Annotated in this window: 13 protein-coding genes; all 13 read left to right on the top strand. The window is 58.4% G+C overall.

What is annotated here, in order from left to right; all coding sequences use genetic code 11:
• Positions 1 to 516: a GNAT family N-acetyltransferase gene (locus H4317_RS03695; RefSeq protein WP_185888810.1), complete on the top strand. Its 516-nt coding sequence runs from the start codon at positions 1 to 3 to the stop codon at positions 514 to 516.
• A gap of 166 nt (positions 517 to 682) precedes the next feature.
• Positions 683 to 1,945, top strand: coding sequence for a glycosyltransferase family 1 protein (locus H4317_RS03700; RefSeq protein WP_185888811.1), 1,263 nt, complete (start codon positions 683 to 685; stop codon positions 1,943 to 1,945).
• Positions 1,946 to 1,980: 35 nt separating this feature from the next.
• Positions 1,981 to 3,162: a UDP-galactopyranose mutase gene (gene glf, locus H4317_RS03705; RefSeq protein ID WP_185888812.1), complete on the top strand. Its 1,182-nt coding sequence runs from the start codon at positions 1,981 to 1,983 to the stop codon at positions 3,160 to 3,162.
• 229 nt (positions 3,163 to 3,391) lie between these two features.
• Positions 3,392 to 6,799 (top strand): preprotein translocase subunit SecA, encoded by a 3,408-nt coding sequence (secA, locus tag H4317_RS03710; protein ID WP_185888813.1) that lies wholly within the window; start codon positions 3,392 to 3,394, stop codon positions 6,797 to 6,799.
• Between the two features lie 109 nt (positions 6,800 to 6,908).
• The gene (gene deoC, locus H4317_RS03715) at positions 6,909 to 7,577 is read left to right on the top strand and encodes a deoxyribose-phosphate aldolase (protein ID WP_185888814.1); all 669 of its coding nucleotides are present in this window, start codon (positions 6,909 to 6,911) and stop codon (positions 7,575 to 7,577) included.
• Positions 7,555 to 8,103: a sporulation protein gene (locus H4317_RS03720; protein WP_185888815.1), complete on the top strand. Its 549-nt coding sequence runs from the start codon at positions 7,555 to 7,557 to the stop codon at positions 8,101 to 8,103. Before deoC ends, H4317_RS03720 begins: the two co-directional genes overlap by 23 nt.
• A 2-nt stretch (positions 8,104 to 8,105) precedes the next feature.
• Positions 8,106 to 8,501 (top strand): hypothetical protein, encoded by a 396-nt coding sequence (locus H4317_RS03725; protein ID WP_185888816.1) that lies wholly within the window; start codon positions 8,106 to 8,108, stop codon positions 8,499 to 8,501.
• A 17-nt stretch (positions 8,502 to 8,518) separates the two neighbouring features.
• Positions 8,519 to 9,712 carry a M20 metallopeptidase family protein gene (locus H4317_RS03730; RefSeq protein ID WP_185888817.1) on the top strand — a complete coding sequence of 398 codons (1,194 nt, stop codon included), beginning with the start codon at positions 8,519 to 8,521 and terminating at the stop codon, positions 9,710 to 9,712.
• Between the two features lie 31 nt (positions 9,713 to 9,743).
• Positions 9,744 to 10,565, top strand: a complete 822-nt coding sequence (locus H4317_RS03735) for a hypothetical protein (RefSeq protein ID WP_185888818.1) — start codon at positions 9,744 to 9,746, stop codon at positions 10,563 to 10,565.
• 278 nt (positions 10,566 to 10,843) lie between these two features.
• On the top strand, positions 10,844 to 11,287 hold the full coding sequence (locus tag H4317_RS03740) for an Hsp20/alpha crystallin family protein (protein WP_260625809.1): 444 nt from the start codon (positions 10,844 to 10,846) through the stop codon (positions 11,285 to 11,287).
• Positions 11,288 to 11,540: 253 nt separating this feature from the next.
• Positions 11,541 to 13,043: a Do family serine endopeptidase gene (locus tag H4317_RS03745; RefSeq protein ID WP_260625810.1), complete on the top strand. Its 1,503-nt coding sequence runs from the start codon at positions 11,541 to 11,543 to the stop codon at positions 13,041 to 13,043.
• Between the two features lie 309 nt (positions 13,044 to 13,352).
• A complete protein-coding gene (locus tag H4317_RS03750; RefSeq protein ID WP_185888819.1) occupies positions 13,353 to 15,092 on the top strand; it encodes a T9SS type A sorting domain-containing protein in 1,740 nt (579 codons plus the stop codon).
• Between the two features lie 95 nt (positions 15,093 to 15,187).
• Positions 15,188 to 18,499, top strand: coding sequence for a pectinesterase family protein (locus tag H4317_RS03755; protein ID WP_185888820.1), 3,312 nt, complete (start codon positions 15,188 to 15,190; stop codon positions 18,497 to 18,499).
• The last annotated feature ends 8 nt before the right edge of the window (positions 18,500 to 18,507 follow it).

Genomic DNA, 18,507 nt, shown 5'->3' on the forward strand with positions numbered 1-18,507 from the left:
ATGCTCCGTTCCGACTTGGTTTTCCTGCGCCCATTGGAAGCCGAAGACCTAGAATTTCTGTACGCGCTGGAAAATGATCCGGCCGTGTGGAGCGTGTCGGATACGCTGGCGCCGGTGTCGCGCTACACGTTGCGGCAGTACCTCGACAATGCCGCTGCCGACTTTCATGAAGTGCGGCAATTGCGGCTGGTACTGTGTGCCACCGCTACGCAGGAGGCAGTCGGAACCCTCGATCTATTCGGGTTTGAGCCGTTGCACCAACGGGCCGGGGTGGGTATCATGGTGATGAGCCGGCACCAAAGGCAGGGGTATGCCCGAGCGGCGCTGGAGCTGCTGCAGCTCTATGCCCGGCAGGTATTGCGGCTGCACCAGTTGCACTGCACCATAGCTGCTGATAATACTGCCAGTTTACAGCTATTTAAGGCTGCTGGTTACAAGCGAGTAGGAGTGAGGCTGGAGTGGTTGCGTACGGCCGACGGCTGGCAGAACGCCGTGGAAATGCAGCAGTTACTGTGATAGCACAGTTGAGCTATTGGTTTTAGTGAACGAATGCCATTGTAATTAGCGTTAGCTCGTCAATATCCTTTTAAATACCCGGGCGTATAGGGTATTGTGTGTGCCAGCTAGTAGTTGCCTCTCGCGGGCAACTGGGCTTCATGTTACATCCATCTCTACTCCAATTATGCCGCTGACTCCGCCAGTGGGCTCGAAGGACTATGCCTTTGATCCTGAACCAGCTACCACTTCCGTTTCTGACGCTTCTGCTGTACCTCTCCGCTCCGCTCTACCCGATTTAGTTTGTTTTGCCCATTTGCACTGGGACTTTGTGTGGCAACGTCCGCAACACCTGATGTCGCGCTTTGCACAACAGGGTCGGGTTTTTTATGTGGAAGAAGCGTTTTTCCACAACGATGATCTGATTGAGCCGCATATAGAAGTGAAAGAGCGCCAACACGGCCTGAAAGTACTGGTCGTGCACCTGCCTGCCCGTCTGCGCACCGATGAAGCGGCTGCCGAGCAGGTTCAGTTTGAAGTGCTGAGCCGTTATTTTGATGAGCAGGGCGTCGACAACTTTATCGGCTGGTACTACACACCCATGGCATTGGGCAAGTCGCGCTTTTTCCAGCCGTCCCTGACCGTGTATGACTGCATGGATGAGCTGGCCGCTTTCAAGTTTGCGCCCCCCGCACTGCGGGAGCGTGAGCAAGAGCTGTTTGCAAAAGCAGATTTGGTATTCACTGGCGGCCACACACTCTACGAAGCCAAGCGCCAGCAGCACCCCGATGCCCATCCGTTTCCGAGTAGTATCGACAAAGACCATTTCGGACAGGCACGTGGCGAAATGACTGAACCTGCCGACCAGGCTGGCATTGCCTCTCCCCGCGTTGGCTTTTTTGGGGTAGTAGATGAGCGGCTTGATATTGAGCTGCTGGGACAACTGGCCGACGCGCACCCGGAATGGCAGTTCGTCATCATCGGGCCGGTGGTCAAGATTGATCCGGCCACATTGCCGAGCCACCCCAACATCCATTACCTCGGCGGCAAAGACTACCAGGAACTACCTGCCTACCTGCGGGGTTGGGATGTAGCTACGCTGCTATTCGCCGACAACGAAAGCACTAAGTTCATTTCGCCCACCAAAACGCCGGAGTACTTAGCTGCCGGCCGGCCGGTCGTCAGCACCCCCATCCGCGACGTGGTGCGCCCATATGGTGAGCTGAACCTCGTTCAGATTGCCGCTACCGCCGATGAGTTCGGCCAGGCCATTGACAAGGCCCTTACGCAAACCCGCGACGCCGACTGGCAGCGCCGCACCGACGAGTATCTGGCTACTATCTCCTGGGACCTGACCTGGGAGCAGATGGTAGACCTCATGCAAAGCCGCCTTCAGGCTAAAACTACGGCTGCGCCCGGCGCTGCTGCTTCCACAGTGTCTGTTTCCTGATTCTTCTTTCTATCAACCACAACACGCTTAAAACTATGTTTGATTACCTGATTGTTGGGGCCGGTTTTGCCGGTAGCGTGCTGGCGGAACGGCTGGCTACCCGTTCGAATAAGAAAGTTCTCGTTGTGGATAAGCGCAGCCATATTGCCGGCAACGCCTACGACCATTACAACGAGGAAGGCATCCTGGTCCATAAGTATGGTCCGCATATCTTCCATACCAACTCGAAAGACGTATTCGAGTACCTCTCTAATTTTACTGATTGGCGCCCCTACGAGCACCGCGTGCTGGCTTCCGTAGACGGACAGCTGGTGCCCATGCCCATCAACCTCGACACCATCAACAAGCTCTATGGCCTCTCGTTGAATAGCTTTGAGGTAGAGCAGTTTCTGGAGTCGCTGGCCGAGGAGGTGCCCGTTATCCGCACTTCCGAAGATGTGGTAGTGAGTAAGGTAGGGCGGGAGTTGTACGAGAAGTTCTTCCGCAACTACACGCGCAAGCAGTGGGGCATGGACCCGTCGGAGCTGGACAAGTCCGTGACGAGCCGCGTGCCTACACGCACCAACCGCGACGACCGGTATTTCACCGATACCTACCAGGCCATGCCGCTACACGGCTACACCCGCATGTTCGAGCGGATGCTGGACCATCCCAACATCAAGGTGATGCTCAACACCGACTACCACGACATCATCGACTTCATTCCCTTTAAGGAAATGATTTTCTCGGGGCCGGTAGACGAGTATTTCGACTTCAAATACGGCAAGCTGCCCTACCGCTCCCTGGAGTTCAAGCACGAAACTCTGAACCAGGAAAGCTACTTGGCAGCTCCCGTCGTGAACTATCCCAACGACAACCTCTACACGCGCATCACCGAGTTTAAGGCCCTAACCGGCCAGAAACACCCCAAAACGGCCATCGTGTATGAGTACCCGAAAGCCGAAGGCGACCCATACTATCCTGTGCCACGCCTCGAAAACGCTGAGCTGTACAACAAGTACAAGAAGCTGGCTGACGAAACTCCAAATGTACATTTTGTGGGCCGCTTGGCTACCTACAAGTACTACAACATGGACCAGGTAGTGGCACAAGCTCTCACGCTCTACAAAAAGCTGACAGAGAAGAGCGAAGAAGCTGTAAAAGCGAAAAAGCCTGCTATTACGGGCTCCGCTTCCATCATGGATAAGCTGGTGCCGCGCGACCCGGCCAAGGAGTAGAAGAAATGCTCTGACAAGCAGCGCACTGCCATAAAAGGCACACAGTTCTGCTTTTCCTCTTCCTGCCTGCCAAGTTCGCCGCTTTCCGAAACCCCGCACACTCTTTGAGGTAGCGGGGTTTCGTTGTTTCGGGGGTCGGGGCGACGTAAGGCGGTCTTTCGCCGGGAATTTCCCGGAAAACCCCTTAAATTTGAGGTACGCCCCGGCGTTTCAGTTAAAAATAAACAGCATGTTTGACTTTCTAGGGAAAACCGTCGCCAAGATTTTCGGAACGAAATCGGACCGGGACTTGAAGGAGATTATCCCCTACGTGGCGCTCGTAAACGCCGAATATGCCAAACTGGCACAACTCTCCGACGACCAGCTGCGCGAGCACACCAACGAGGTACGCGCCCGCATTGATGAGCGTCTGAAAAGCATCGACGACCAGATTGCCGGCCTGCACGCCCGTGTCAACGAGGACACGACGCTTGACATCGGGCAGAAAGAGCAGCTCTTCGATCAGATTGATGAGCTGGAAAAGCAGCGCAATAAAGATCTGGAAGTGGTGCTGATGGAGGTGCTGCCTGCTGCCTTTGCTACAGTGAAGGAAACGGCCCGCCGCTACAAGGAAAACGGCCAGTTGGTGGTAACCGCCACCGATTACGACCGGGAGTATTCCAAGCGCAAAAAGAACGTCACCATCGACGGCGACAAAGCCATCTGGAGCAACAAGTGGTTGGCGGCCGGTGCCGAAATCACCTGGGACATGGTACACTACGACGTCCAGATCATCGGGGGCGTGGTGCTGCACCAAGGCAAGATTTCGGAAATGGCAACGGGTGAAGGCAAGACTCTCGTTTCGACGCTGCCGGCCTTCCTGAACGCACTGTCCAAGCGCGGTGTGCACTTGGTAACCGTCAACGATTACTTGGCCAAGCGTGACTCGGAGTGGAATGCGCCGCTGTTCGAATTCCACGGCATCACCGTAGACTGCATCGACAAGCACCAGCCCAACACCGACGCTCGTCGCGCCGCCTACGCCGCCGACATTACCTACGGCACCAACAACGAATTCGGCTTCGACTACCTGCGCGACAACATGGCCCGCGAAACCGGCGAGCTGGTGCAGCGCAAGCACCACTACGCCATGGTGGATGAAGTGGACTCCGTGCTGATTGACGATGCCCGGACGCCGCTCATCATCTCCGGTCCGGTGCCCCGCGGCGACGTGCACGAGTTCTACCAACTCAAGCCCCGCATTCAGCGCCTCGTAGACGAGCAGAAGAAGCTGGTGCAGCAGTACTTGGTAGAGGCCCGCAAAGGCATCAAAGAAGGCAAAGAAGGCCCAAAGGAGGGCGAAGCCGGCCTCGCGCTGTTCCGCGCCTACCGCGGCCTGCCTAAGAGCAAGCCGCTCATCAAGTTCCTGTCGGAAACGGGCATGCGCGCCATTCTGCAGAAGGTGGAAAACCACTATCTCGCCGACAACTCGCGCCAGATGCCGCAGGCCGACATGCCGCTGTTCTTCACGATTGACGAGAAGAACAACCAGATTGAGCTGACCGAGAAAGGCATTGACCTGATTACGGCGCAGGGCGAAGACCCGCAGCTGTTCATCATGCCCGACATCGGGGTGGCCATTGCTGAAATCGAGAAAAGCACCACGCTCAAGGACGACGAAAAACTGCACCAGAAGGAACATCTGATGCAGGAATATCAGGAGAAGAGTGAGCGGGTACACACCGTGAATCAGCTGCTGAAAGCCTACACCCTGTTTGAGCGCGACGACCAGTACATCCTGACCGACGACGGCAAGGTGAAAATCGTGGATGAGCAGACGGGCCGTGTGATGGAAGGCCGCCGCTACTCCGACGGTCTGCACCAAGCCATTGAGGCCAAGGAAAACGTGCGCGTGGAAGACGCCACCCAGACCTACGCCACCGTGACGCTGCAGAACTACTTCCGCATGTACCACAAGCTGGGCGGCATGACGGGTACGGCCGAAACCGAAGCCGGCGAGTTCTGGGACATCTACAAGCTCGACGTCGTCGTTATTCCGACCAACCGCGGCATCCAGCGCAAAGACGAGCACGACAAGGTCTACAAGACTGTGCGCGAGAAATACAACGCCGTAGCCGAGGAAATCCAGACGCTGGTGCAAGCTGGCCGTCCGGTGCTGGTAGGTACCACGAGCGTGGAAATTTCGGAACTGGTGAGCCGTATGCTCAACCTGCGCAAGATTCCGCACCAAGTACTGAACGCCAAGCAGAACCAGCGCGAAGCCGAAATTGTGGCCGGCGCCGGCTACCCTGGTACCGTTACCATTGCCACCAACATGGCCGGCCGTGGTACCGACATCAAGCTGAAGGAAACCTCTAAAGAATCGGGTGGCTTGGCCATTATCGGTACGGAGCGCCACGAAAGCCGCCGCGTAGACCGGCAGCTGCGGGGCCGCGCCGGCCGCCAAGGTGACCCGGGTTCTTCGCAGTTCTTCGTAAGCCTTGAGGACAACCTGATGCGCCTGTTCGGCTCCGACCGGATTGCCAAGCTCATGGACCGCATGGGTCTGGAGGAAGGCGAGGTAATTCAGCACTCGATGATTACCTCCTCGATTGAGCGCGCGCAGAAGAAGGTGGAAGAAAACAACTTCGGCCAGCGCAAGCGCCTGCTCGAGTACGATGACGTGATGAACGCCCAGCGCGAAGTGGTGTACAAGCGCCGCCGCAACGCCCTGTTCGGTGAGCGTCTGGAGCTGGACGTATGGAACATGATTTACGACGTAGCCGAGGACATTGTGGCTAGCCACAAGATTTCCAACGACTACGAAGACTTCAAGCTGGCCATCATCCGCGTGTACGGCTACGATACCTACATAACGGAAGCCGAAATGAAGAGCATGGCGGCCGGCCCGCTGGCCCAAAAGCTCTACGATGAGGCGCTGGGCTACTACCACAGCAAGAATGACCACATTGCCAGCAACGCAATGCCGCTCATCAACAGCCTGCTGGAACAGAATGCCCCCTTCGAAAACGTGGCGGTGCCCTTCACTGATGGCCGCAAGCAGGTGTCGGCGGTAGCTGGTCTGCGCCGCGCCCAGGCCACGAGTGGTCATGAAATCATCCGGAGCATGGAGAAAGCCGTGGTTTTGTCGACTATCGACACGGCCTGGACCCAGCACCTGCGCCAGATGGATGACCTGAAACAGGTGGTGCAAAATGCCGTGTACGAGCAGAAAGATCCGCTGCTGGTGTACAAGTTCGAGAGTTTTGAGCTGTTCAAAGGCATGATTGGCAAGGTCAACGAAGACACCCTGTCGTTCCTGTTCCGCGCCGATATTCCGGTGCAGGGCGGCGCGCAGGGCACCGACGAGTCGGAGTTCTATATCGAAGACGAGCTGCCTACGCCGGCCCCTATGCCCAAGCTGAAGGCCGAGAAGGAAGTATCGTCGGTGTCGTTGGGCGCTGGCCCAGAAGACCTGGACCAGTCGGCCGCCGAGCCGCTGGTGAAGCAGACGCCGGCCCGCTCGCAGAAAGTGGCCAACCGCAACGAGAAGGTGACCGTGCAGTACATGGACGGCCGCATCGTGAGCGACGTGAAATATAAAACTGTAGAAGACGACCTGCTCAACAACCGCTGCGTGCTGGTAGACGAAGCGTAGTTTTCTTCTGATTTAGTAGCTTGAGGCAGTGGCAGACGACATTCGTCTGCCACTGTTTTTTTGTGGCGCGCTGCTTGCTCCGTCGGCGCTTTCTACCTTTGCCTCACCTATGAATCTCGCTCCTTATATCGACCACACACTGCTGCGGCCCGAGGCCACGCCGGCCCAGATTCGGCAACTGTGCCAGGAAGCGGCCGCGCAGCAGTTTGCCAGCGTATGTGTGCCGCCCTGCTACGTGCGGCTAGCCACCGAAACTCTGCACGGCAGCGGCGTGCCGGTCTGTACTGTCATCGGGTTTCCGCTGGGCTATTCGCTGGCCAAAGTGAAGTTCTTCGAAGCGCATCTGGCGTTGGCCGATGGCGCTACGGAACTAGACATGGTGATAAACGTGGGCGCGCTGAAAGCTGGCGAACTGGCGGAAGTAGAGGAGGAAATAGGGCAGTTGGCCGAGCTATGCCACTTTCGGGGCGCTATTATGAAAGTGATAATCGAAACGGCGCTGCTGACAGATGAGGAAATTGTGACGGCGTGCCGACTGTGTGCCGAAGCCGGAGCCGACTTCGTGAAGACGTCCACAGGCTTTGCCAGCCGGGGCGCTTCGGTAGCTGATATTACGCTGATGCGCCAGTCGTTGCCAGACAGTATCCGTATCAAGGCAGCTGGCGGGATTCGTACGCGGGCTGCGGCTCTGGCGCTGGTAGCGGCCGGTGCCGACCGACTCGGCTCGTCCAACAGTCTGGCTTTGCTTCAAGAAGATGATGAAACCCTACCTGCGTAACGTGCTGCTGTTTTCTGCTTTTCTGGCCCTTGGGGCGTGTGCGGCTACCGCGCCAGCCTCCACCGGCACCACGGCCCCCGTCGATACGGCTAAAACGAAGCCTGCCCAGCCACTACCCGCCGAAGACCTAGGCCGCTACCGGCCGGTATTTGTGGCACCGAAGGAGGTGGCCGCTCCGGTGACAAAACCGGCGGTAGCACCCACCAACCACGTAAACCCGCAGATTGAGCAACGCCTCCGCGACCAGGCGTACACCAACCAGAACGTGAAATATGCGCAGGGCTACCGCATTCTAGCCTACGTGGGGCTGGAGCGCGACAAGGCCATGAGTATCCGCCGCTCCGTCATCAGCCGCTACCCCGACGAAACCGATTACCTCACATTCAAACAACCCGTATTTCGCCTCTATATCGGCGACTACCTCACGCGCCTCGATGCCGAGCAAGCCATGTTGCGCATCCGGCCGCTGGCCCCGAAAGCCGAGCTGGAATCAGCACAGGTTGTACTGAACAAAACTGCGTTTTAGCCGTGGCTACCATTCGGGAGTTGCAGTGGGAGGAGCTGGACCTGTTGCAGGCGCTGGAAATAGTACCCGTAGACAACGATAACGGAGGTATCGAGTGTCGGGTAGACCAGCAAAACCTCACGCTGCACCTGACGCTGTGGCCCTACGCTGGCGTGGTAGACCTGACGCTAGTGGAACAAAGCAGCAAAGCAGTTTTGCTGGATTTCACGGTAGCCGTGCGCGGCCGCATCCGCTACAACAACGACAAGCGTGGCCAGTATCTGGAGTTTCCGGATTGCGTGCTGGTGAGCCGCATTTCCGTCTCCTCAGAGCAGGACGAGGCCGCTTTCAGTCCCAACACGTTTGGCCGGCCCATGCTGGTTGCCATTCATCCGCGCCTGAGCGTACTATTCGAGTAGGCGCGTTTTTTCTGACTATGCAACATCTTCTGTCCCGCATCAAGACCCTGGCCGCCGAGCATGCCGCCGATACAGTGGCGTTGCGCCAGCACCTGCACGCCCATCCCGAGTTGTCGTTTGAGGAGCACAACACCGTGGCCTTCGTGACAGAGCAGCTGCGTAAGATGGGCCTCAAGCCCCAACCCATTGCCAACACCGGCGTGGTAGCGCTTATCGAAGGCCGCAACCCCGGCACCCGCACCGTGGCGCTGCGCGCTGATATGGATGCTCTGCCCATTACGGAGCAGAATGAGGTGCCCTACAAATCCACGAACCCCGGCGTGATGCACGCCTGCGGCCACGATGTACACACCTCATCGTTGCTGGGGGCGGCCCGCATTCTGACGGAGCTGAAAGACGAGTTTGAAGGGACCGTGAAGCTGATGTTTCAGCCCGGCGAAGAGAAACTGCCCGGCGGTGCTTCGCTCATGATTCAGGAAGGCGTACTCGAAAACCCCAAACCAGCCAGCGTACTGGGCCAGCACGTATTCCCGATGCTGCCGGCCGGCCAGATTGGTATCCGGCCGGGGCGCTACATGGCCAGCACCGACGAGCTGTATCTGACCGTGCGTGGCAAAGGGGGCCACGGCGCCATGCCTGAAATGAACCTCGACCCAGTGTTGGTAGCCGCCCACATTATTGTGGCCGCGCAGCAGCTGGTGAGCCGCCGCGCCAATCCCAAGCTGCCCACGGTGCTGTCGTTCGGCAAAGTCATTGCCAACGGTGCCACCAACGTCATTCCGAACGAAGTATACCTGGAAGGCACGTTCCGGACGCTGAACGAGGAGTGGCGCAATGAAGCCCACGGCCACCTGCGCCGCCTCTGCGAAGGCCTGGCCGACGCTATGGGCGCGACGTGCGAGCTGGAAATCCGGCGCGGCTACCCGTATCTGGAGAACGAGCCTAAGCTCACGGCGCGGGTCCGGGAGGCGGCCGAACAATATCTGGGCGCTGAAAACGTAATTGAGCTGGACCAGTGGATGGCGGCCGAGGATTTCGCCTACTTCTCACAAGCCGCTGATGCCTGTTTCTACCGCCTCGGTACGCGTGCTCAGGATGGCCGCTTCGCCTCGTCGGTGCATACGCCTACCTTCGATATCGAGCCCCAAGCCCTAGAAACGGGCCCCGGCCTGATGGCTTGGCTTACGCTGCAGGAGTTGGCCGTTCACTAAGACTGTCTAATTTTTACTTCCTATTGCTCCGATGTCGTATCGTCTTTGCCTGCTATTAGCCGCTTGCGGCCTGCTTTGCACCACTACTGCTACCGCCCAGCGCCGCTACCACCGCGACCTGATTGTCATTCCTGAGTTGCAAGCCGAGTGGGCATTGAAAGGCAATGATTACATCGTCACTTCCTTCAATCTTCGTAGCCTGACCGGTCCATCCAGCCCGGGCGGTACGTTCGCCGGCGCGCAGCTCTTCGCTGGCTACGAGCACTGGCTGTCCGAAAAGTGGAGCTGGGGGCCTACGCTCCGGCTACAGGGCGGCGACTTGATTGGGTTTGCGGGAGAAGGGTTAGGCTTGGCCGGCGAAATATCGGCGGGCGCGTTGTTGCGCCACACCGGTACTATCGGCTCATTCCGCTTCAGCCAGCGGCTGGGCGTGGAATACAGCGTACCGCTAGATGAGTACATCGAAGACCGCGCCCTGTCGCGCCTACGCCTGGAGGTGGACCGGCTGTTTCCGCTAACTGAAAAAATGGTACTACGCCCACGCATTGCCTACGAAGCTGCAGCCTACGTGCGCCTGCAGCGCGACGAAACCGACCTGAAAGAGCGGGTAATCGACTACGGAACACTACGCGGGGAAATTGGCTGGCGCGTGTCGCCGCGCTTCGATGTGACGCCGTGGCTGGCCTCTCAAACCATATACTATAATGCGCTGCCGCAGTACAATTCCGATGGGGTAGAAGTAAGCGGCGGCCGTTCCAATCTGGTCGGTCCGGTAGCTGGCTTGGATGTGCGCTTCACATTCCTGGGCAAAAACGCCTCCGTTGAACGCCAACAGCTTCCCACGCAACACTAATCCTTTACCAACAGCCTGTTTTGAGGCTTCTATTTGGTGCATTTCTATGTGTGAGGCGTAGAGAGTGACCTTTTGTCTGATTGCAAAAAGTGAGATTGGGGCTGATGAGTGCTGGTTTGTTAGATTCGGGTAAGTTGTAGCAGTAGTAGACTAAGTTCGATAAAGACATTTTGTCTGCTTTGGATCGTATTTTTGTGTTGGTACAGATTTTATGGAGTAACAGTGTGCCCATCGGGCATTATTTCAACTTCTGACTCCAACTAAAAACATCTGTACCCATGGCAACTCTGCTGTATAACAATCGTCCTGCTTTGCGTCCGTCACGTGCTTTCAACTCCGTGCTAAACGAAATGCTGCGCGACACACTACCCATCACCAATCAGCCGTCTAAGGTGTTTAACCCGGCCGCCGATGTGCTGGAATCGGAGCAGGGATTTGAACTGCAACTCGCGCTGCCCGGCGTAGCAAAAGAGGATGTGAAAATCGACTTTCAGGAAGGTCAGCTAATTATCAGCGGTGAGCGGAAAGCGCCGGAAGCCACCGAAAACGCCCCCAAATTTCACCGCGCCGAAACCGGCTACGGCAGCTTCTCCCGGAGCTTCCGCCTACCCGATACCGTGGATGTAACCGCTATTGGCGCTGAACTGACGGATGGGATTCTTCGCGTAAGCTTGCCTTTTGACAGCAAAAAAGTGACGAAACACCATATCGAAGTGCGCTAAACCCTACGGGTTCTGAAAAAAGGCATCCGTCTGGGTGCCTTTTTTGTTGGCTCGCGTGTTGCTAGAGAACATGCACGAGCCCAAGCGCAGATTGTAGCCTTTCTGTCGACTAACCGGCTCTACTCATCGACCTGATGCAACCAGATACCAACTGACTCGCATCTTTCGTTTCAGGAAGCGCACGACATGTGCGTTTCATCTTGTTTTGTAAATTCGGTCATCTTCTTTTTCCCTTCATTATCATTTCTTACCCATGCAAGCAAAACAAATGATGCTCGGTCTGCTCGGTTCCGCCGTATTGGGTGGTGGCGTGGCAGTGGGTGGGTACAAGCTGCTGGAACCAGAGCGCGCCAACGCGCCTCAGGTAGTAGCCGCTGACCCCAACATACGGTACACGAGTGAGCTGCGCAGCAGCAATTACGTGGTGCCCGAAGGCCTCAACTTTACGGCTGCAGCTGCGTCCGTGACGCCGGCCGTGGTACACGTCATGACGGAATATGCCCCGAAGGCCAGCCAGAGCGGCGGTGCCCGCATGGACCCGTTTCTGCGCCAGTTCTTCGGCGACGAGTTTGAGCAGTATCAGCAGCCCCAGCGTGGCCCACAGCAGGGTTCCGGCTCGGGTGTTATCATTGCTGCCAACGGCTACATCGTCACGAACAACCACGTAATTGACAAGGCCGACAAGATTGAGGTGGTGATGGACGACAAACGCAAGTTTGAAGCTGAGTTAGTCGGCACCGACCCCACCACCGACCTGGCCCTGCTGAAAGTGAAAGCCGATAACCTGCCTTTCATTCGCTACGGCAATTCTGACCAGGTGAAAGTTGGGGAGTGGGTGTTGGCCGTTGGCAACCCCTTCAATCTGAACTCCACGGTTACGGCCGGTATTATTTCGGCAAAGGGACGTAACATCAACATTCTGCGCGACCAGCAAGGCATGGGTATTGAGTCGTTTCTGCAGACGGATGCTGTGGTGAACCCTGGCAACTCTGGTGGTGCCCTCGTGAACCTGAATGGTGACCTGATTGGCATTAACTCGGCCATTGCTTCGCAGACCGGCTCGTTTGTAGGCTATTCCTTCGCTGTGCCCAGCTCCATCGTGAGCAAGGTGATAGACGACTTGCTGAAGTATAAAGTGGTGCAGCGCGCTCTGCTAGGAGTGCAGATCCGGGAAGTAGATGCCACGCTGGCCTCGGAGAAGAAGCTGAACTCGCTGAGTGGCGTTTATATCATGGGCCTGAGCAAAAACAGCTCGGCGGCTGATGCCGGCTTGAAAGAAGGCGACATCATCACCGAAATTAACGGTGCCAAGGTCAATACGTCGTCGCAGCTGCAGGAGCAGGTAGCCCGCTTCCGCCCCGGCGACAAAATCAAGGTGACCTACCTGCGCGGCAGCGACACCCGCACGGCTTCGGCCACGCTGCGCAACTCCACCGGCACCACCGACATCATTCGGGAAGAGCTGGCGAAGGCCATCAAATACGAAGGCGCGACGCTAGCTCCGGTGACGAAGCAGGAAATGAACAAATTGGGCCTGGAAGGTGGCGCCAAAATCAGCGGCATTAAGGGCTCCAACTTCCGCGAAACCGGCATCGACGACGGCTTTATCATCACCCGCATCGACAAGAACAAAGTGACTAAGCCACAGGACGTGCAGCAGTTTCTGGAAGCAGCCAAAGAAACCCAGGGCGCGCTGGTAGAAGGCGTGTACCCCGACGGCCGCAAAGCCTACTACCCAATCGGACAGGCTGAGTAAATAATTGCCTCAATCATGAAAAAGCCCCCGCCTTTCTGGTGGGGGCTTTTTTGTTGAGTATGAGGGAGTAGGCTAGCGGATTTCAGATTTTACAGCGAAAGCAGACAAGCCGGAATTATAGTGGCAACGTTGCCGGCAACGTTGTCGGCAACGATTGCACAAATAAAGGCAGCCAGCGAAGGATAAGCCGGCCGGCACAGGCAGTAATATCGTGGTAGTTCGATGGTGGCAGGGTTGCCGGTGGGCCAATGAGCCACGCCGCCGCCTGTGCCGTCGCCGAGCCAATTCCCACTTCTACCGTTCTGTTTCATGTCGAGATTTTACGCCGCTCACCTCTGGCAAAGAGGTGGTCTGGCACTATTGGCCGTTCTCACGGCGGCCAGTGCCCAGGCCCAGGTGCCCTCCTTTCCCAGCGCCGAGGGCGCGGGCAAATTCACGTCCGGCGGCCGGGGCACGGTGGCGGTGCCTACCACGGTATTTGAGGTAACTAATCTCAACGACGACAACCTGCCCGGAAGCCTGCGTTACGCGCTTACTACCGCTGCCACGCATCGCACCATTGTATTTCGGGTTTCGGGCACCATTCATCTGCTGTCAGAATTGCGCGTAACTCGCGCCAATACCACCATTGCGGGCCAGACGGCCCCCGGCGACGGTATCTGCCTAGCCGACTATCCCTTCACCATCAGCGCCGACAACGTCATCATTCGGTTTGTGCGCTTCCGGATGGGCGACAAAAACCAAAACCAGGGCATGGTGAATGGCAGCGGTAGCGGTGATGCTTTCGGCGGCCTGAGCCGTAAAAACATTATGGTGGACCATTGCACCATGAGCTGGTCGTCGGATGAGGCCTGCACGCTCTACCGCGGCGACAGCACGACGCTGCAGTGGAACCTCATTAGTGAGCCCCTGGACTACTCTTACCACTTCGAAACCGGCGACACCGACTTTGAACGGCACGCTTATGGCGGCATCTGGGGCGGGCGCACGGCCTCGTTCCACCACAACCTGCTGGCCCATATGCGCGGCCGTATGCCGCGCTTTGATGGCAGCCGCAACCTGACGCCCAACACCGCCGGCCAGGAAAACGCCGATTTCCGCAACAACGTCATCTATAACTGGGCCAGCTACAACGTGAACGGTGGCGAAGGTGGCAACTACAACATCGTCAACAACTACTACAAGTCGGGGCCGTCTACGCCTACCAGTTCCTCGAGCGGCGTGCCGATTCGGAGCGAGGTGCTGAACCCGTACAAGCAGACTTCTTCGCCGGTACTGCCCTACGGCAAGTTCTATCTGACCGGCAACTACGTGGATGGCTACCCGGCCGTGACGGCCCGCAACTGGCTGGGCGTGGTGATGAGCGGCGGTACCCGCGCCGATACGGCCCAAGCCAAGGTAACGACGCCTTTCCCGCTGCCCGCCGTGCCTACGCACACGGCCCTTGATGCCTACACAGCCGTGCTGCAGAAGGCTGGCTGCGTGCTGCCCACCCGCGACGCACTGGACCAGCGCATTGTGCAGGATGTTATCAACCGCACGGGCAGCCTGATTGATGTGCAAGGTGGCTTCCCGCACGGCACGCCCTACGCGCAGACTACCGGCTCTTGGCCCGTACTCAACTCGTTGCCGGCCCCTACGGACACCGACCACGATGGCATGCCCGATGCTTGGGAGCTGGCCAACGGCCTCAACCCCAACAACGCCGCTGACCGCAACAACCGGGGCGCTTCGGGCTACACAGCCCTTGAAAACTACCTGAACGGCCTGACGGCAACCGTGCTGTCGGCTCCGGCCACAGTAGCGGCTACCGCGCTGCAGCTGTACCCGAACCCGGCGCAGGAGCAGCTTATGCTGGCTCATCCGCAGGCCGCCCGTGGCGCGCAGGTGCAGGTATATAGCCTGGTGGGGCAACTGTTGACGACCGTGCCCGTCGAGCCCGGCTCGCTGGAAACGCAGGTATCCACGGCGGCTCTGGCGCCTGGTAGCTACCTGCTCCATTACACCGACGGTGCCGTGCGCCTTTCGGCCCGTTTTGGCCGGCAGTAGCACCGCCTTATAGTACAGGAGCCGGCCTATCAGGTCGGCTCTTGGGCTTTTAAGCCCTGATTTCGCTGCTCTTTCTTACCCAAAATTCCCACTATATGTCCAACACTTTTACGCTTAGAGGCTGGCTCATGACCTGTTGTGTCGTGCTGCTCAGCGTGCTCGGGAACCGGGCTTTTGCCTACGATGTGGTAGTCGCCAAAGACGGGACCGGCAACTTCACTACTGTGCAGGCCGCCATCAATGCCGCGCCTACGGGCCGCACTACAGCCTACACCATCTTCATCAAAAACGGCCGCTACAAAGAGAAAATAGCGGTGCCCAGCAACAAGCCGTTTCTGCAGCTGGTGGGCGAGAGTGTAGCCAATACCATTCTCACCTACGATGACGGTGCCAGCACGCCCGCCCCTGGCGGCGGTACCATCGGTACCCAGAACTCCGCCAGCTTCAGCATCAGCGCCGACGACTTCTCGGCCCTGAATATCACCTTCGAAAATTCCTTTGGGGACGGCTCGCAGGCGGTGGCTGTGCTGGTGAATGCCGACCGCGCCGCCTTCAAAAACTGCCGCTTCCTCGGCAACCAGGACACACTCTACACTAAAGGCAACGGCACGCCCCGCCACTACTTCCGCGACTGTTACATTGACGGCAACGTGGACTTCATCTTTGGCAGCTCGGTGGCGCTGTTCGAAAACTGCGTGGTGTATGCCAAGGCCCGCACCTCTACCGGCAGCTCGTTTATCACGGCTGCCAACACGCCCGCTGGCCAGACCTACGGCTACGTGTTCAAGAAAACCAAGCTACCGGCCAACACTGGCGGCACCCTCTACTATCTGGGCCGGCCGTGGCAGAACTCTACCGGCAGTTCACCGCTGTCCAACAACAAAACCGTGTTCATCAGCAGCACGGTGGGCGCCAACCTCCTGCAGCCGGCTGGCTGGGTAACCTGGGATGCGGGCACCAACACCAGCCTCATCACCTACGCCGAATTCCGGAGCCGTTACTACTCCGGCAACCTGATGCCCACGACTTCGCGCGTGTCTTGGTCGCAGCAGCTGACCCCAGCCGATACGGCCATCTACAACCGCAGCGCCATGTTTGGCACCTGGGACCCGTGCACGGTGGCCACCGGCTTCTGCGCCAGCACCACGCCTGATATTGCGGTTTCTAACCTGCGGGCCGTGAAAGGTGCCACGCAGGCTACTATCAGCTGGAACATCAGCTGGGCCATGGATCAGATCAAGTATGAACTGTTCCGCTCCGCCGATAACACCACGTTCAGCAAAGTGTATGAGGTGACGGCCGCTACCGACTCGCTCGTAAACTTCCAGACCACCGATGCGCTGCCGGCCGCCGGCACGGCCTACTACTATTACATCCGCGCCTCGAAAGCCGGCCTGACCACGCATACCACCGAGACCATTCAGGTTTCGAGCATCCAGACGCTGACTGCAACCGGCACGCTGGGGGCTTTCACGCAGTATGCCGGCACTCCTTCCGCTACGCAGAGCTACAGCCTGAGCGGCGCCAACCTTACCGGCAACGTGACCGTGACGCCTCCAAGCGGTTACGAGGTATCTGCCAACGGCGGCACCAACTGGTACACAAGTGCCACGCCACTGGTACTCACGCCCGCCAGCAACACGCTACCGGCCACTACCATTAGTGTGCGGCTGAATGCGGCGGCTGCGGGCACGTATGCCGGAAATATCACACACACGAGCCCTAACGCCACGTCGGTTTCGGTGGCCGTGACGGGCAGCCGCGTAACGGGTAGCGCCCCGGTTTCGGCACCACTGCAGTGGTGGCCGATGAAGGTCAATAATCAGGACAGCGTGGCTGTGCGTTCGGCAGGCGTAACCCCCAGCGTTGCCGTGCTACGCAACCTGTATGTATCTAATGGCACGACGGTACCCGCCATCAAGGCCTATTCCAACACTTTTGGGCAGGCGTTCGGTGTAACGGCTAATGGCGACGGGTCGTGGGGGACGGCTGCGGGTGGCCCCGGTGGCAACCTGAGCCGCCGTTTTTACGAGCAATTTACGGTGACAGCCGCTGCTGGCCAGACTCTTCGGATTGACTCGCTGCTGTTGACGTCTGCTTTCTATAACACGTCCAGCAACACGAAGCTGGCCGTGGTGTATTCCCGTAGTGGTTTCGTGAGCGACTCGGCCGATGTGATTGGCGGGCGCGGCCCGGCGGGCGGCCTGTTGAGCACCGCCAACGGTGCTTTCGCCACCCCAATTCTACTAGCCAACCAAACTGGCGGACCTACGAATACCTACCGCCTCGTCTTCAGCTCAGCAGGCGTGACGCTCACGGCCGGCCAGACCCTGACGTTCCGCTTATACTTCAGCTGCGGCAGCTCCAGCACTGGCCGCTACGCGCTGCTGAAAAACGTATTGGTGACGGGCGAGAATACCACACCTGTAGCCTGCAACGCAGCTTTCACGTACGCTGCGGCTACATATTGCCAGAGCAGCGCCAACCCTTCGCCGACCATTACGGGAACCAGCGGTGGCGCCTTCACCTCGACGGCTGGCCTGAGTCTGAATGCTGCTACCGGCGAAATCAACCTGGCGGCCAGTACAGCCGGCACCTACACCATCACTTACACCAACAGCCCTACCTGCAACGCCACGGCTACCGTTTCCATCACGGCACCCGCTACGGCCGGATTCACATATCCCGCCACGGCCAGCTACTGCGCGGGTAGCACCAGCACGGTAGTGGCTACGCTGGCTACCGGTGCCACGGCTGGCACGTTCTCGTCTACGGCGGGGCTGACCATCAATGCCAGCACCGGTGTCATCAATCTGGCAACCAGCACGGCCGGTACTTACACGGTTACCAACACGGTAGCAGCCGCCAGCGGTTGTGCCGCGGTAAGCAGCACCGCCACGGTCACCCTCAACGCCACACCTACGCGGCCCACAGTGACGCCAGTATACAACGGCGCTACCACCACGCTCAGCAGTTCCAGCGCCACGGGCAACCAATGGTACCTCAACAATACCCTCATCAGTGGGGCTACGGCCCAGACGTATGTGGTGAACTCGGCAGCGCAGTTTGGCACGTATACCGTCGTGACGACCGGAGCGGGTGGATGCGCTTCGGCGGCTTCTCTGCCCCTGATTGTGAGCTCCAGCGCCAAGCCATTGGCTGGCTCCTCGCTGGCTGTGTTTCCGAACCCCACGCTTGATGGCAACGTGATGTTGGAACTGACCGGCTACCGTAAGCCGGTACAGCTGACTGTACTGAACGCCATGGGCCAGACCGTGCAAATCCGCACGGTGCCTGCTGGCCAGCGCCAGCAACTACTTGACCTGAGCAACCTGCCCGCTGGCGTATACATGCTACGCGCTGCTACAGAAGGCGGTATCGACATGCGCCGTATTGTGCGGCAATAAACTGGCAA

Origin of the sequence: Hymenobacter sediminicola, assembly GCF_014250515.1 — a bacterium.
Taxonomy (GTDB): Bacteria; Bacteroidota; Bacteroidia; order Cytophagales; family Hymenobacteraceae; genus Hymenobacter; species Hymenobacter sediminicola.

Bases quoted from the DNA above. Each gene is read 5' to 3' on its own strand.
- H4317_RS03720 (WP_185888815.1), top strand. From the start codon at position 7,555: ATGATGAAACCCTACCTGCGTAACGTGCTGCTGTTTTCTGCTTTTCTG.
- H4317_RS03730 (WP_185888817.1), top strand. From the start codon at position 8,519: ATGCAACATCTTCTGTCCCGCATCAAGACCCTGGCCGCCGAGCATGCC.
- H4317_RS03745 (WP_260625810.1), top strand. From the start codon at position 11,541: ATGCAAGCAAAACAAATGATGCTCGGTCTGCTCGGTTCCGCCGTATTG.
- H4317_RS03750 (WP_185888819.1), top strand. From the start codon at position 13,353: ATGTCGAGATTTTACGCCGCTCACCTCTGGCAAAGAGGTGGTCTGGCA.
- glf (WP_185888812.1), top strand. From the start codon at position 1,981: ATGTTTGATTACCTGATTGTTGGGGCCGGTTTTGCCGGTAGCGTGCTG.
- H4317_RS03735 (WP_185888818.1), top strand. From the start codon at position 9,744: ATGTCGTATCGTCTTTGCCTGCTATTAGCCGCTTGCGGCCTGCTTTGC.
- H4317_RS03740 (WP_260625809.1), top strand. From the start codon at position 10,844: ATGGCAACTCTGCTGTATAACAATCGTCCTGCTTTGCGTCCGTCACGT.
- secA (WP_185888813.1), top strand. From the start codon at position 3,392: ATGTTTGACTTTCTAGGGAAAACCGTCGCCAAGATTTTCGGAACGAAA.
- H4317_RS03700 (WP_185888811.1), top strand. From the start codon at position 683: ATGCCGCTGACTCCGCCAGTGGGCTCGAAGGACTATGCCTTTGATCCT.
- H4317_RS03695 (WP_185888810.1), top strand. From the start codon at position 1: ATGCTCCGTTCCGACTTGGTTTTCCTGCGCCCATTGGAAGCCGAAGAC.
- H4317_RS03755 (WP_185888820.1), top strand. From the start codon at position 15,188: ATGTCCAACACTTTTACGCTTAGAGGCTGGCTCATGACCTGTTGTGTC.
- deoC (WP_185888814.1), top strand. From the start codon at position 6,909: ATGAATCTCGCTCCTTATATCGACCACACACTGCTGCGGCCCGAGGCC.